This is a genomic window from Mucilaginibacter sp. P4_E8 (assembly GCF_056401495.1).
Window position 1 is genome coordinate 137,200 of the sequence record NZ_JBFUJG010000011.1, and the last position, 15,032, is coordinate 152,231.

The window sequence follows — 15,032 nt, forward strand, 5'->3', positions numbered from 1 at the left end:
AATTTCAATAAACAAAAAAAGCGTAGTTTTACGCTTACTGATTTGCAGTTTTTTGCTTATTTTGGCCCCCAGATGATACCTGTTGTTTCAAAATTACCTCAAACTGGCACCACCATATTCACCATTATGTCGGCCCTGGCCAACGAAGTTGGTGCAATAAATCTTTCGCAAGGCTTTCCAGATTATGATTGTTCGCCCGAGCTTATTGAGCTGGTTAACAAAGCCATGAAAAACGGTCATAATCAGTACGCCCCAATGGCCGGAGTGATGGGCCTGCGTGAAAAGATAGCCGAGAAAACGGAAAAATTATACGGCGCCGTTTATAACCCTGATACCGAGATCACCATAACTGCCGGCGGTACGCAGGCTATATTTACCGCCATCAGCGCGGTTATTCATCCTAACGATGAGGTGATTATATTTGAGCCTGCATTTGATTGCTACGCCCCGGCTATTAAACTGATGGGCGGCGTTGTAAAATCACTGGCCCTTGAACCACCTAACTACCGCATTGCCTGGGATATGGTAAAAAGGTTGATCAACCACAAAACAAAAATGATCATCCTTAATTCGCCGCAAAATCCAACGTCAACTATATTGCACAAAGAGGATATTGATGAGTTGAGCGCATTGGTAAAAAATCAGGACATCCTGATATTAAGCGACGAGGTATATGAACACCTGATATATGATGGCGAAACCCATCACAGTATGGCGCGTTATCCCGAATTACAGCAAAGGAGCTTTATAGTAGCATCCTTTGGTAAACCTTTTCATGCCACCGGCTGGAAAGTAGGTTACTGCATGGCTCCCGAATATTTGATGCAGGAGTTCAGGAAAATACATCAGTTTTTGGTGTTTGCGGTAAATACCCCCATACAATATGCCATTGCCGAATATTTACAAAATGAAGAAACTTATCTAGGCCTGCCCGATTTTTTCCAGCAGAAAAGGGATTACTTTCGTAAGGGCCTTGAACAAACCCGTTTTGAATTACTACCTTGCTACGGATCGTACTTTCAATCAGTACGTTATAGCAAAATAACCAATGATAAAGATGCCGACTTTGCTATACGGATGGCCAAAGAAAATGGCGTTGCCTCCATACCGGTTTCAGCGTTTTATACCAAGGGAATTGACCATCATGTATTAAGGTTTTGTTTTGCCAAAAGGCAAGAAACTTTAGATAAAGCCGTTGATAGGTTAATAAAAGTTTAATTGGTAGTTAATGGATCTGTAGAAATAATACCAGGAACCATTAATTATCGTCTATTTACTTTTTAATTATCTATGGACTATTGACCTTGGTCTATAGACTTAAATTATGCTTATGGATAATCTTAAAATTACTATTTTTCAAGGCTACCTTTTTTGGGAAAATACCGATAAAAACTTACAGAATATCTCCCTGAGATTATCAGGTGGTATCCGCGAAAAAACAGATCTTATCATACTACCAGAAATGTTTAGCACAGGGTTTACCATGGATGCTGAAAAACTGGCTGAACCTATGGATGGTAAAACCATGAAATGGATGCATAAAATTGCGCAACAGTATGATTGTGTTATAACCGGCAGCATTATTATAAAAGAAGCTAATAAATACTTTAACCGCTTGATATGGATGCGGCCTGACGGCAGTTATGAACATTATGACAAACGCCACTTGTTTGCCCTGGGTAAAGAACATGATACCTATACCGCCGGTACCGAGAAACTTTTTGTTGAACTTAACGGCTGGATAATTTGCCCGGTAATATGTTATGATCTGCGTTTCCCGGTGTGGTTGCGCAATGTTAATGAATATGCTTATGACCTGCTGATCGTGGTAGCCAACTGGCCCGAGCGCAGGGCCCTGCACTGGCGCACCCTGCTGCCGGCGCGTGCCGTAGAAAATCAGGCTTATATAATTGGTGTTAACCGCGTTGGGCATGATGGCAATGAGGTTTATCATTCAGGCGATTCAACCTGTATTGATCCTAACGGAAATGTGGTGTATTACAAACGCGATGAGGATGATGTGTACACATTCACCATTATTGCCGATGAGGTAAAAAAAGCCCGGCGCGCATTACCTTTTTTAAAGGATGCAGATGAATTTGAGATAAAATAATTTTGATCATTGATTTAAGTATACTTTCCGAAACTTCATTTTTAACTTGTTTATTTTCACGGGGTTCAAGCGCGTTTCCCTATTTTCAATTAAATAAATCATCACTTTTTTGATTAAATTATTTGTCATTTTTTTAATAATTTAAACTTCAAACCCCAAACCTCACAAATTACATGTCGTCTTCATAGAAAATTCATATCTGTTATGAATTTTTGTTCCGTTGAATAAACGATGATCATGTATAAAATAAAAACCCTGCTTTTTTTATTAGTTGTACTTTTTAGTTTTAGTACCAACCGGGCCAATGCCCAAACCGACACGGTTAAGCTTACCTTTCAGGATGCAGAAAAACAATTTCTTGAAAACAATTTAAGCCTTTTAGCCCAAAAGTATAATGTAGAAGCGTCGAAAGCGCTGATACAGCAAGCCAAACTTTGGGATAATCCTGTTTTGAGCACCGATCAAAACATCCATACCAGTGGCAGCAATAAATTTTTTGACCACAGCAAAGGTAACGGACAAGTATTTGTTCAGTTAAACCAGGTATTTACCACAGCCGGTAAACGTGGCAAACAGGTACAGGTAGCTAAAGACGATGCCATGGTACAGGAAGCCGCTTTTAATGACCTGATGCGCAACCTGAAATACAACCTGCAGCTTGACTTTAGCCAGCTGGCTACCCTGAACGCACAGGAAAAGGTTTACCAAAACGAGATCAGCTCGGCAACAAACCTGGTTCAGGCCATCCAAAAATCATATGATGCGGGCAATACTTCCATGAAGGACCTGATCAGGCTTAAAGCCCTGCTTTTTGGGTTGCAGAACGATATGGTGGAGAACAACCGCCAGATCAACGATCTGCAAACTGAGCTAAAAACCTTGCTGCAAACCAAAGAGACCGCTTTTGTTGATCCTATCATTAATGATAAACCTACCGAGACTGTAGCACTTGATATACCCGCATTAATTGAACAGGCCAAAACAAACCGTCCTGATTACCTGTCAAACCAGTACCAACTCAGTTCGGCTACACATAACCTGGCCTATCAAAGGGCCCTGGCGGTTCCCGATATAACTATTGGCGCATCGTATGATAAAAACAGTAATTACGCGCCCAACTATTACGGTTTGGAGATCGGCCTACCCCTGCCCTTTTTTAACCGTAACCAGGGCAATATTAAATCGGCCAAATACAATATTCAAAGCCAGGAAAGCACTTTAAAACAAAACGAACTGCAGCTTAAAAACGATGTAGTAGCTGCCGTAAATCAATATAAATTAAATCAGCAATTATTCTCAACCCAGCAAATTGAGTTTAATGAACAGTATGATAAGTTATTTAATAGTATGCTCAAGAGCTTTCAGCAAAGGCAGATAAGCCTTATTGAATTTGTTGATTTTTTTGATACTTATAAAGATACCAAACTCAAAATACTGCAACAGCAATACAACCTGCAAAAGGCCATTGCCGATCTCAACTTCGCCACCGGCACAACTATAGTTAAATCCTGAAATTTTTATAAATATTAAATAATGATGAAAAGAGAAACGCTGTTATCCGGCATCTCCGCTTTACTATTGCTTGCCGCCTGCAAAGGCAAGCCACAACCCGTAGCAGAAAACAAACAGGTTTGCATAAGCGACTCCATGGCGCATATGATTACCATTGACACTGCAAAAACCACTACCATGAAAGATGAACTTACCCTTTCGGGCGAGGTATCATATGATGATAATAACGTGGTTAAAGTATTCCCTTTTGCAGGCGGGCAGGTATTGGATGTTAAAGTTTCGCTGGGCGACAAGGTGACCAAGGGCCAAACGCTGGCCATTGTACGCAGCGCTGATGTTGCCGGTAATTATACCGACCTCACGGCCACCAGATCAGACCTCGCCATTGCCAAACGTCAGTTAGAGCAAGCCGAATATTTATATAAGAACGGCATATCAAGTGAGCGCGACTATACCGAGGCTAAAGAAAACTATAACAAAGCTGTTGCATCCAATACCAAAATACAGCAGCAAATAGCTATCAATGGCGGCGGTAATACCAATGCCGGCGGCACACTGGTTATCAAAGCGCCCGAAAGTGGCTATATCGTTGAAAAAAATATTACCTCAGGCAGTTTTATCCGTCCGGATAATAATAACAGCATGTTCACTATTTCAAACATGAAGGATGTGTGGATCTGGGCCAACGTATTTGAGTCAGACATTAGCAAAGTTAAAACTGGTTATGAAGCCAAAGTTACAACAGTAGCTTATCCTGACAAAGTGTTTACCGGTAAGGTAGATGCTGTTAGCTCGGTTTTAGACCCCGATAACAAGGTGATGAAGATAAAGATCGTATTGCCAAATACAAATATGATGCTGAAGCCAGAAATGTTTACCAATGTGATTATCACCAACAATGAAAGGGCACAATCAGTATCGGTACCGGCAAAGGCAGTGGTGTTTGATAACAGCAAGAATTATGTAATTGTATATAACGACAAGTGCGACTTAAAATTGAGAGAGGTTAATATCATTAAAACGGTAGCCGACACCACCTATATCTCGTCGGGCCTTAAAGCCGGCGACAGGGTGATCTCAAAGAATCAGCTGTTATTGTACGATTCTTTAACAGGAGAGTAAAAACAAGAGCCAGACAGTGGTACCGGATTACAAACCCTGGATACTAACTGCTTAATAATTAATACTATTTAATACCTGTACTTGCTACTTGATACTAAATACCTGATACTACAATGAACAAATTCATTAAAAATATAATCTATTTCTCACTCAGGCACCGCTATTTTGTGTTTTTCATGACACTGGTGCTTGTTGTGATCGGTGTGTGGAGTTACATGAACACGCCTATTGAAACATTTCCCGATGTAACCAATACCCAGATCATCATTATAGCGCAATGGCCGGGACGTAGTGCCGAAGAAGTCGAAAAAATGATCACCATCCCTATGGAGACCGTTTTAAACTCGGTACAAAAAAAGGCTAACCTGCGTACCACCTCTGCATTTGGTTTATCATACGTGCGTATTATTTTTGATGACGATGTTGACGATGCCTTTGCGCGCCAGCAGGTACTGAGCCGCCTGGGCAATGCCGACCTGCCTGATGGTGTAAAGCCCGAAGTAGAACCTCCTTATGGCCCGACCGGCGAAATTTACAGGTACACCCTTAAAAGCCGAACCAAATCAATTCATGAGTTAACCGCCATACAGGACTGGATACTTGACCGCCAGTTTAAATCAGTTCCGGGTGTTGCCGATGTGAACAGCTTTGGTGGCGAAGAAAAAACTTATGAGGTAAGCGTAAATCCTACGCTCCTGCAAAAGTACAGCCTTACATCGCTCGATGTGTATAATGCCATAAACCGAACCAATATTAACGTAGGTGGTGATGTAATAGAAAAGAATGACCAGGCTTATGTAGTTCGGGGTATAGGTGTGATCAACAACATTGAAGAGATACAGAATATCATCATCAAAAATGTAAACAACGTACCTATACTGGCTAAAGATATTGCCGAAATAAAGGAAAGCGGTTTGCCGCGTTTGGGTCAGGTAAGCCGGGACAAGCAGAAGGATGTACTGGAGGGTATCATTGTGATGCGCAAAGGCGAAAACCCGGCCGAAGTTTTAAACCGCATACGTGACAAGGTTAAGGATCTTAATGAAAATATTTTGCCGAAGGATGTTAAGATCGATACTTTTTACGACCGCACCAACCTGATGGATTTTTGTACCGAAACCGTGATCCATAACCTTATGGAAGGTATTGTACTGGTAACGGTGATCGTATTCCTGTTCATGGCCGACTGGCGCACTACTTTAACGGTGGTTATCATTATCCCGTTGTCGCTGTTATTTGCCTTTATATGTATGCGTATCAAGGGTATGAGCGCCAACCTGCTCTCGATGGGAGCTGTGGATTTTGGTATCATTATAGATGGCGCCGTGGTAATGGTTGAAGGTATTTTTGTGGCACTTGATCATAAGGCCAAAGAAGTAGGTATGCAAAAGTTTAACGGACTGGCCAAACTGGGTCTGTTTAAAAACGTAGGTGCCGAAATGGGTAAAGCCATTTTCTTCTCCAAACTCATCATCATTACCTGTTTGATCCCAATTTTCGCGTTTCAAAAGGTAGAGGGTAAAATGTTTAGTCCGCTGGCTTATACGCTGGGCTTTGCTTTACTGGGCGCGTTGATATTTACTTTAACTCTGGTACCTGCGTTATCAAGTATCCTGTTGCGTAAAAATGTGAGGGAAAAACACAACCCGGTAGTTATATTTTTTGAGAACGGCATTCGCCGCATGTTTAATTATACCTACCGTAATCCTAAGCTGAGTTTAATTGTGGCAGTCTCGTTCATGGCACTTACCTTCTTTTCGGCAAAGTTCCTCGGTTCTGAGTTCCTGCCCGATCTGAATGAAGGCGCCCTTTGGGTGGAGGCCGAACTGCCTATGAGTGTTTCCTTATCCGAAGCCGAAAGCATCAACCAAAAAATGATGCAGATACTGGCTAAGTTCCCCGAGGTAAAACAAACACTGGCACAGGTAGGCCGTACCAACGATGGTACCGACCCGAAAGGCTTTTTTGATGTACAGATCCAGGTCGACCTTAAAAATAAAAAAGAATGGCCAAGCGGTTTGTCTGAAGATGAATTGATAGACCAGATGGATAAACAGCTAAGCAAGATCCCCGGTGCTATTTTCAACTACTCGCAACCCATACGTGACAATGTGGAGGAAGCCGTTGCAGGTGTAAACGCTGCATTAGCTGTAAAAATATTCGGGCCCGATTTTCAAACGCTTGATGCAAAAGCCGACAGCGTGATGAACATACTTAAAACCGTAAAAGGGGTAGATGACCTTGGCGTTTTACGTAACCTTGGTCAGCCCGAGTTTAGGATTGAGCTCGACCAGCGTAAGATGGGGCTTTATGGGGTATCAACTGCTGATGCTAACTCGGTAATTGAAATGGCCATTGGTGGTAAGGCAGCAACTGAGCTATATGAAGGCGAACGCAGGTTTGATATCAGGATAAGATATCAGAAACAATTCCGTGATACACAGGATAAGATCGAGAACCTGATGGTGCCAACACTTAACGGATCAAAAATTGCCATAAAAGAAATTGCTACCATCAGAACCATTACCGGCCCTGCTTTTATTTACAGGGATAATAATACCCGGTACATCGCCGTAAAATTCTCGGTACGTGGCCGCGATTTGGGAAGTACCATTGCCGAGGCGCAGCAAAAAGTTAACCGCCGTGTTAAGCTCGATCATGGATATTCATTTGTTTGGGCCGGCGAGTTCGAAAACCAGATAAGGGCATCAAACACCCTTGCGCATGTGGTTCCTATTTGTTTATTAGTGATATTCCTGATACTGTTTGTAACCTTTGGCAATGTAAAAGATGCCACACTGGTAATATTAAACGTACCATTCGCATTAATTGGGGGTATCCTCGCGTTACATATCACCGGTACAAACTTCAGTATATCGGCAGGGATAGGCTTTATTGCTTTGTTCGGTGTGTGTATACAAAATGGGGTAATTCTGATCTCGGTTTTCAAAAAGAACATTGAAGAACATATGCCGCTTAACCAGGCTATATTAGATGGTGTTATTTCCAGGGTAAGACCGGTAGTGATGACCGCATTGATGGCCGCTATTGGTCTAATGCCCGCGGCGGTTTCAACCGGTATTGGCTCCGAAACCCAAAAACCCCTGGCCATTGTGGTAATAGGTGGTTTGGTTACTTCAACCATACTCACTTTATTGATATTGCCAATTATATATGCCATAGTTCACCGGTTAGTTCATCGCCGGGAAAACAGGAAACTTTTAAAAAGAATGGGTGCTGTAAGAAATGCCTAATCTAATCAGATAAAAAACGCCCCGGCAAWTGCCGGGGCGTTTTTTTGTCCCCCTCTTGAGAGGGGGAGCGTAGGGCCACGTTGTAGCAGGGGGTGTGTTTCTTCACCTATAAAGAACACACCATTTTCAAGAGTGAAATAGCACTTCCTCTTTCTCAATAACTGTTTTTAACATTATTTAGCTTAAATTGCTACTGCTTGTTGTAATATTTAAGTTTTAATTTGCGTGATATAATAAAACAGCATTCATCCATATGCCAGCTATCAAATCTGTACTTCGTAATGTTTTAGCACTTACTTTATTATTAGTTATTGCATCAACTGCATCAGCCCAAAAGGTTCAAAAGAAAAAAGAGAAGGATTACGCCCAGGTGGTTGATCCTTTTATTGGCACAGGCGGGCACGGGCATACCTATCCGGGCGCTGTTGTGCCTTTTGGTATGGTGCAGCTTAGTCCTGATACGCGATTAACCGGATGGGATGCCTGCTCAGGCTATCATTATACCGATACCGTGGTTTATGGTTTTTCGCACACCCATTTAAGCGGAACAGGCGATCTGGATTATTGCGATGTATTGTTTATGCCAACCACCGGCGAACCCCAGTTTAAGAATACAGATTACCGGTCGGGCTTTAAAAAGAAAAATGAGGAGGCTACCCCAGGCTATTATAAAACGCTGCTTGATAAATATAACATCGGTGTGGAGCTTACTGCCACTACGCGTGTTGGCGTACATCGTTATAATTTCCCATCGACCCCAAATGCTAACATTATTATTGACCTGCAGCACCGCGACGAGGTACTGGATTCATGGATAGAAGTAGTGAATGATCATGAAATACGGGGTTTCCGAAAATCAGGATCATGGGCGGCAGACCAGCAGGTGTACTTTTATGCCAAATTTTCAAAACCATTTAAAACTTATGGCATAGCCAGTAACGACCAGGTGCAACAAGGTAAAAACAAGCTTGAAGGGGAGAATATTAAAATGTACCTGCAGTTTGACAACCCCGGCGAAGTAATTGCCAAGGTAGGAATATCTGCCGTAAGCACCGAAGGTGCCTTAAAGAACCTGGATACCGAAGTACCGGATTTCGATTTTAAAAAAGTACAGAAAGCCGCAAAAGCAACCTGGAATACCGAGCTGAATAAGATCCAGGTAGAAGGTGGCGCCCCTACCGTAGCGCAGGCTACCCAGGCGGCACAAACAGACCTGAGGGTAAATGCAGTTCCTAATGCTCCCAAGGGGAAAAGACCGGTAATTCCTGATTATGCGAAAATTAAGCAAACTATATTTTACACGGCTTTATACCATACCATGCTGGCCCCCAACGTTTATAATGATGTTGATGGTCAGTACCGCGGTTTGGATCAAAAAATACATACCGCGCAGGGCTTTAATTATTACACCGTATTTTCTTTGTGGGACACCTACAGGGCCGAACACCCCCTACTTACCCTGATAGATAAAAAACGGACTCTTGATTTCATTAAAACTTTTTTAGCCATGTACGAGCAGGGTGGTTTATTACCTATGTGGCCATTAGCCAGCAATGAAACCTTTGCCATGATCGGAAATCATTCTATCCCCGTTATTGTGGATGCATATGCAAAAGGAATTCGTGATTTTGATGCTGCAGAAGCCTTTACAGCCATGAAAGCAGCTGTAAACCGCGATCAGTTTGGTTTGGATGATTACCGTAAACATGGCGTAGTACTGGCCGATACGATAAACCTTTCCGTTTCGAAAACGCTGGAATATGCTTATGACGATTGGTGTATAGCCCAGATGGCCAAAATGCTTGATAAGCCACAGGATTATACCGAATACATTCAGCGTGCGCAGTACTGGAAAAACGCGTATAACAACCAGAATGGTTTTATGCAGGCTCGTGTTAATGGCGGCTGGATCTCCCCTTTTGAACCTACAGAAGTAAACCGCAACTATACCGAGGGCAATGCCTGGCAATATGCCTTCTTTGTACCGCAGGATACGGAAAATTTAATGGCATGGATGGGTGGCAAACAGGTATTTGAAGCCAAACTCGATGAGTTGTTTACCACAACATCAAAACTAAGCGGCAATGCCGTACCCGATGTTACCGGACTTATTGGCCAGTATGCGCATGGTAATGAGCCAAGCCATCACATGGCCTACCTGTATAACTTTACCGATTCGCCGGATAAGACCCAGTTTTATATTGATCGCATATTACGCGAGGAATACAGCGAAAAACCTGATGGCTTAGCCGGAAATGAAGATTGCGGACAAATGTCGGCCTGGTACGTAATGAGTTCATTGGGTATTTATAACATTGCTCCGGGCCAAAATGAGTTCCAGATTGGCATCCCCCAGTTTGATAAGGCTGTTATTTACCTGGAGAATGGTAAAAAGTTCACCATCACTAACTCTGGTGCCGGTATAAGTCGTGCTAATACCTACCTGCAGGGCATGAGCCTTACCAAAAAATCCTACAACAAACTATACCTCAACTATACTGATATTGCCGATGGCGGTGAGTTTGAAGTATTCACTGGTAAGCTGGCCAACAAAATGTTTACGCAGGATCTTGAAAAACCTGTTTCTAAAATTACGGATAACCTCATCTTGGCCAATCCATACATTATAGCACCATCAAAAACTTTCAAACAACCCTTCAACATCCAAATAAAAAGTGCTGATGCTGATGCCAAAATATACTATACACTTGACGGATCAACACCTTCGGCAAGCGCAATACTTTACAGCCAGCCTGTAAATATTTCGGCCAATACAACGGTTAAGGCTATTGCCATCAGTAACGGCAAAAGTAGTTTTGTTGATGAGGCCAGTTTTGTTAAGGTAAATTGATGGCATAATTAGTAAGAAATTAATAATTTGGTAATAAATTATCGTTAGCTTTATTTAATTAATACCAATTTTAAATTAACCTATCGCTATGAACGACATTCCATCAAAAGACGACGGCAAAACAGCAGGGATCGTCAGTTACTTTTTCATTCTTGGGTGGCTTATAGCCTATTTTGCTATGTATAAGGACAATAAAACTGCACTATCTACTTACCAGTTAAGGCAAACTTTGTTGTTCCACCTGGCTTCCATAGTTATTTATTATGCTGTTGGAGCTATTTTCGCAGCAACACTTTTTTCCGGCGGCTTTTCTTTGGGCTATGCGCTTTATTGGGTAGTTAAAGTGGGTTTATTAATTCTGTGGATAATAGGCTTTATCGGTGCCATCAACGGCGAACAAAAACCTATCCCACTTATTGGTGAAAAAGCACAATCAATATTTTCAGGTATTTAATTATCGATAGACTTTTGTCATTCTGAGCAAAGTGTTTTTGCACAGCAATTAACAAATATGTCATTGCGAGCGTAGCGTGGCAATCTCATTATACAAGTGGTCGACCTGCCTAATGAGATTGCTTCGTTCCTCGCAATGACATCATATTATAGGCATCATTTTTTGCATGTCATTTCATCCCTTGGGGTTTCCCAATTTTATAACTCAGCTTGGTAAACCTATTCCCCATCCAACAACTTTTTTGATTCATCCAGTTTTGCCTTTTCTTCTTTTGATAAGGCTGGATATGTTAATTTCAGTTCCTTCAGGGTTTCGAGTATAGTGGAGGATATGGCTATTCTTGTAAACCATTTTTTGTCGGCAGGTATCACGTACCAGGGACATTTTTTTGTAGCGGTTTCCTTAATTGCCTTTTCATATGCATCCATATAATCGTCCCAGTACTTGCGTTCTTCAATATCATCTGCCGAAAACTTCCAGTTCTTTTTAGGATCGTCTATCCGTTTTAAAAAGCGTTCTTTTTGTTCCTCCTTTGATAAGTGCAGAAAAAACTTGATGATAACTGTTCCATCGCTGGTAAGATGATCTTCAAACGAACGGATACTTTCATAGCGTTTGTTCCAAAACTGATGGTCTATATGCTTAACGGCATCAATGCCTGGTAAATTCTCTTTTAGCACAAGCTCCGGATGTACTTTGGTTATCAGCACGTTTTCATAATGCGAACGGTTGTGGATGCCAATACGACCCCGTTCAGGGAGTGACCGGTAGTGACGCCATAAAAAATCATGTTTGTATTCTTCAGAACTGGGTTGTTTAAAGCTGTATACCTGGCAACCCTGCGGGTTTAAACCCGAAAAGGTATGTGCTATAGCACTATCTTTACCGGCAGCATCCATAGCCTGGAAAATAATAAGCAAAGCATACCTGTTGGCGGCGTAAAGCTCCGTTTGCAGGTCAAAAGTTTGTTCAATTAAACCCGTTAAAACCTTTTTAGCATCACTTTTTTTAAAGCCATCAGCATAGCCTGGATCAAAATCTTTAAGCGAGAAAGTTTTACCATCGTTTACCCTGAATTTGCTGATCATGTTACTCATATTAAAAAAATCTTGTTACACTTTGTTAACTTAAAATTTAGATGTTAAAATTGCGTTTATAATGATGCCGTTTAATTTAAAAGCCGGATATTAACACACCAATACTCATCCTGATTTGAGGATGAGTTTTTTATAAGGTAATAAAAGGTTTTAATACCTTATGCTTCATAATTTGGTTGGTGGTGAGCATATCCGTAGCTTTTATTAAACTGCTCATATTAATATTTGTTTGAGGCTATGATTTAGCGTCATAATTTTACATCTTTACCCAATGTTCAGACGTATACGAAACCGATTTCTGAGATATTTCGCCATATTTATTTACTTCGTTATTATCTTTTTCTGTTCTATCGAACTTAACTTCCTGTGGCTTTCAGGCTACTCTCCTGACATGCAGGATATTAAAAACCCTATCATGTCGGTTGGTTCAGAGGTTTATACTGCCGATGGTAAACTGATAGGCCAATACTATAAAGAGAACCGGTCGCCGGTTGAGTTAAAAAACATATCCCCAAACCTTGTAAATGCACTTATTGCAACCGAAGATGTACGCTTTTACAAACATCACGGAGTTGATTTTTATTCCTTTTTTACCAGCATGCTCTCTACCGCCAAAGGCGAACGCCGCGGCGGAAGTACCATTACCCAACAGCTGGCAAAAAATCTGTTCGAAACGCGTAAAAGAAAGTCGCAGGGAATCATAAAGCGTGTTCCATTGATCCGTACCATAGTTTACAAGTTTAAAGAGTGGCTTACTGCCTTTAAAATTGAGCATGTTTACAGTAAACAGCAAATACTTACCCTGTACTTTAATACCGTACCGTTTGGCAATAACTCCTTTGGTATTAAAACCGCCTCGTTAAAGTATTTTAATAAAACACCCGATAAAGTGAGCCCAGCCGAAGCTGCATTGCTCATCGGGATGCTCAAGGCCACATCAAGCTATAGCCCAATTAAAAATCCTGAACGCGCGCTTGAACGTCGTAATACGGTTTTAGGACAGATGGAAAAATATAAATTCCTTACCAAAGCAGGGTATGATACCAGCGTCAGATCACCTATAAAGCTTAATCTGAGTTATGTAGAGGAAGATTCACATGGTGACTCATATATACGCCGGGCTGTTGAAAAATGGCTGGATAAATGGTGCAAGGAAAATGACTATAACCTGTACGAGGACGGCCTTAAAATTTATACTACCATTGATTCGCGTATGCAGCAATATGCGGAAGAGGCCGTTGCCGAGAAAATGAAGATGCTGCAAAAACGCTTCAACAATCTTTGGGGCAATAAAAATCCCTGGCGCGATTCAAAAGGTGTGGAGATCAAAGATTTCTTATTAAAAAATGAACAAAGGCTGCCTATATATAAACTGCTCGATAAGAAATATAAAGGCGATACCACCCAGATACAGCAATACTTTAAACAGAAAAAGCGGATGACCGTTTTTACCTGGAAGGGCGAACAGGATACCACTTTTTCAACTATTGACTCTATTAAATATTATGCTCATATTTTAAACACCGGTATGATGACCCTGGAGCCGTCAACAGGTAAAATAAAGGTTTGGATAGGCGGTATTGACCATCGCTTTTTTAATTACGACCACGTAAACCAATCGCGCAGGCAAGCAGGTTCAACTTTTAAACCATTTGCTTATTTAACCGCTTTGGATAATGGCTTTACACCTTGCGATAAGTTTACCGATAAGCCTGTAACTATTAAATACAAGGATAATGGCAAAGACGAAGTTTGGCAACCCAACAATGCCGATTTCCATTTTTCATACCAGGAAATGTCATTACGCTGGGCCATGGGAAAATCAGTTAACTCCATAACCGCGCAGTTAACAGAGAAGGTAGGCTGGGATAAAATTGTGGAGTATGCGCATAAATGCGGTATTGAAAGCCCTTTAAAATCGGTGCCATCCGTATCCCTGGGCTCCAATGATGTTTCGGTTTTTGAAATGGTAAGGGCCTACAGCACTTTTTTAAATAAGGGCGAAAAATTAGATCCTCTGCTGGTAACTAAAGTAGTTGATCAGGATGGTAACGTTGTAAAAGAATTTACATTAAAATCAGAACGGGTAATAAGCCCGGAAACTGCCTGGCTGATGCTTTATATGTTTCGTGGTGGTATGGAAGAACCCGGAGGCACCTCACAGGCATTATGGGAATATCCCGGCCTGTGGAAAAAAGACAACCAGATTGGTGGTAAAACCGGCACATCATCTGATTATGTGGATGGCTGGTACATGGGTATCACCAAAGACCTGGTTACGGGTATCTGGGTAGGTGCCGATGACCGCAGTGTTCACTTCACCACATCAGAAACCGGCGAAGGGTCACACACCGCCCTGCCGATATTTGGCCGCTTTATGGAAAAAGTTTATGCCGATCCTAAATCAGGGTATACCTATGGTGCATTCCCAAAACCATGGGTTAAAATAACTAAACAATATAATTGCCCTTCGCCAAGGATAGTTGCCGATACCACATCAACTGATAGTACAAGCAACCCTATTGATACAACCGGCGTATTACCTGTACCGGCACCAACAACACCACCAGAAAACCCTGAAAATACTCCGCCAAATCAATAAGGGGTACAGTATTCATGGTGTACACTT

The 15,032-nt window shown here is 41.7% G+C and carries 9 protein-coding genes; 8 read left to right on the forward strand and 1 reads right to left on the reverse strand.

What is annotated here, in order from left to right; all coding sequences use genetic code 11:
• The first annotated feature begins 72 nt into the window (after nt 1–72).
• The 7 genes from AC1DRQ_RS07235 to AC1DRQ_RS07265 all read left to right on the forward strand — a co-directional run bounded on the left by AC1DRQ_RS07235 (nt 73) and on the right by AC1DRQ_RS07265 (nt 11,306).
• Nucleotides 73–1,218 (forward strand): methionine aminotransferase, encoded by a 1,146-nt coding sequence (locus AC1DRQ_RS07235; RefSeq protein WP_429399472.1) that lies wholly within the window; start codon nt 73–75, stop codon nt 1,216–1,218.
• 112 nt (nt 1,219–1,330) lie between these two features.
• Nucleotides 1,331–2,113, forward strand: a complete 783-nt coding sequence (locus AC1DRQ_RS07240) for an amidohydrolase (RefSeq protein ID WP_477423235.1) — start codon at nt 1,331–1,333, stop codon at nt 2,111–2,113.
• A gap of 237 nt (nt 2,114–2,350) precedes the next feature.
• Nucleotides 2,351–3,625: a TolC family protein gene (locus tag AC1DRQ_RS07245; protein WP_477423236.1), complete on the forward strand. Its 1,275-nt coding sequence runs from the start codon at nt 2,351–2,353 to the stop codon at nt 3,623–3,625.
• A gap of 21 nt (nt 3,626–3,646) precedes the next feature.
• Nucleotides 3,647–4,747 carry an efflux RND transporter periplasmic adaptor subunit gene (locus AC1DRQ_RS07250; protein WP_429399469.1) on the forward strand — a complete coding sequence of 367 codons (1,101 nt, stop codon included), beginning with the start codon at nt 3,647–3,649 and terminating at the stop codon, nt 4,745–4,747.
• Nucleotides 4,748–4,860: 113 nt separating this feature from the next.
• The gene (locus tag AC1DRQ_RS07255; protein ID WP_477423237.1) at nt 4,861–8,001 is read left to right on the forward strand and encodes an efflux RND transporter permease subunit; all 3,141 of its coding nucleotides are present in this window, start codon (nt 4,861–4,863) and stop codon (nt 7,999–8,001) included.
• A 253-nt stretch (nt 8,002–8,254) separates the two neighbouring features.
• Nucleotides 8,255–10,852: a GH92 family glycosyl hydrolase gene (locus tag AC1DRQ_RS07260; RefSeq protein WP_477423239.1), complete on the forward strand. Its 2,598-nt coding sequence runs from the start codon at nt 8,255–8,257 to the stop codon at nt 10,850–10,852.
• A gap of 88 nt (nt 10,853–10,940) precedes the next feature.
• The gene (locus AC1DRQ_RS07265; protein ID WP_429399466.1) at nt 10,941–11,306 is read left to right on the forward strand and encodes a magnetosome magnetite crystal formation protein family; all 366 of its coding nucleotides are present in this window, start codon (nt 10,941–10,943) and stop codon (nt 11,304–11,306) included.
• 218 nt (nt 11,307–11,524) lie between these two features.
• On the opposite strand, the gene AC1DRQ_RS07270 is transcribed toward AC1DRQ_RS07265, so the two are convergent.
• Complete coding sequence (locus AC1DRQ_RS07270; RefSeq protein ID WP_477423242.1) at nt 11,525–12,403, reverse strand: polyphosphate kinase 2 family protein; 879 nt, start codon at nt 12,401–12,403, stop codon at nt 11,525–11,527.
• A 271-nt stretch (nt 12,404–12,674) separates the two neighbouring features.
• Here AC1DRQ_RS07270 and AC1DRQ_RS07275 point away from each other — a divergent pair, with 271 nt between their 5' ends.
• Nucleotides 12,675–15,005 (forward strand): penicillin-binding protein 1A, encoded by a 2,331-nt coding sequence (locus AC1DRQ_RS07275; protein WP_429399464.1) that lies wholly within the window; start codon nt 12,675–12,677, stop codon nt 15,003–15,005.
• Nucleotides 15,006–15,032 lie beyond the last annotated feature (27 nt).

Coding starts and splice junctions, on each gene's coding strand:
- AC1DRQ_RS07275 (WP_429399464.1), top strand. CDS start 12,675: ATGTTCAGACGTATACGAAACCGATTTCTGAGATATTTCGCCATATTT.
- AC1DRQ_RS07270 (WP_477423242.1), bottom strand. CDS start 12,403: ATGAGTAACATGATCAGCAAATTCAGGGTAAACGATGGTAAAACTTTC.
- AC1DRQ_RS07240 (WP_477423235.1), top strand. CDS start 1,331: ATGGATAATCTTAAAATTACTATTTTTCAAGGCTACCTTTTTTGGGAA.
- AC1DRQ_RS07245 (WP_477423236.1), top strand. CDS start 2,351: ATGTATAAAATAAAAACCCTGCTTTTTTTATTAGTTGTACTTTTTAGT.
- AC1DRQ_RS07260 (WP_477423239.1), top strand. CDS start 8,255: ATGCCAGCTATCAAATCTGTACTTCGTAATGTTTTAGCACTTACTTTA.
- AC1DRQ_RS07265 (WP_429399466.1), top strand. CDS start 10,941: ATGAACGACATTCCATCAAAAGACGACGGCAAAACAGCAGGGATCGTC.
- AC1DRQ_RS07235 (WP_429399472.1), top strand. CDS start 73: ATGATACCTGTTGTTTCAAAATTACCTCAAACTGGCACCACCATATTC.
- AC1DRQ_RS07255 (WP_477423237.1), top strand. CDS start 4,861: ATGAACAAATTCATTAAAAATATAATCTATTTCTCACTCAGGCACCGC.
- AC1DRQ_RS07250 (WP_429399469.1), top strand. CDS start 3,647: ATGATGAAAAGAGAAACGCTGTTATCCGGCATCTCCGCTTTACTATTG.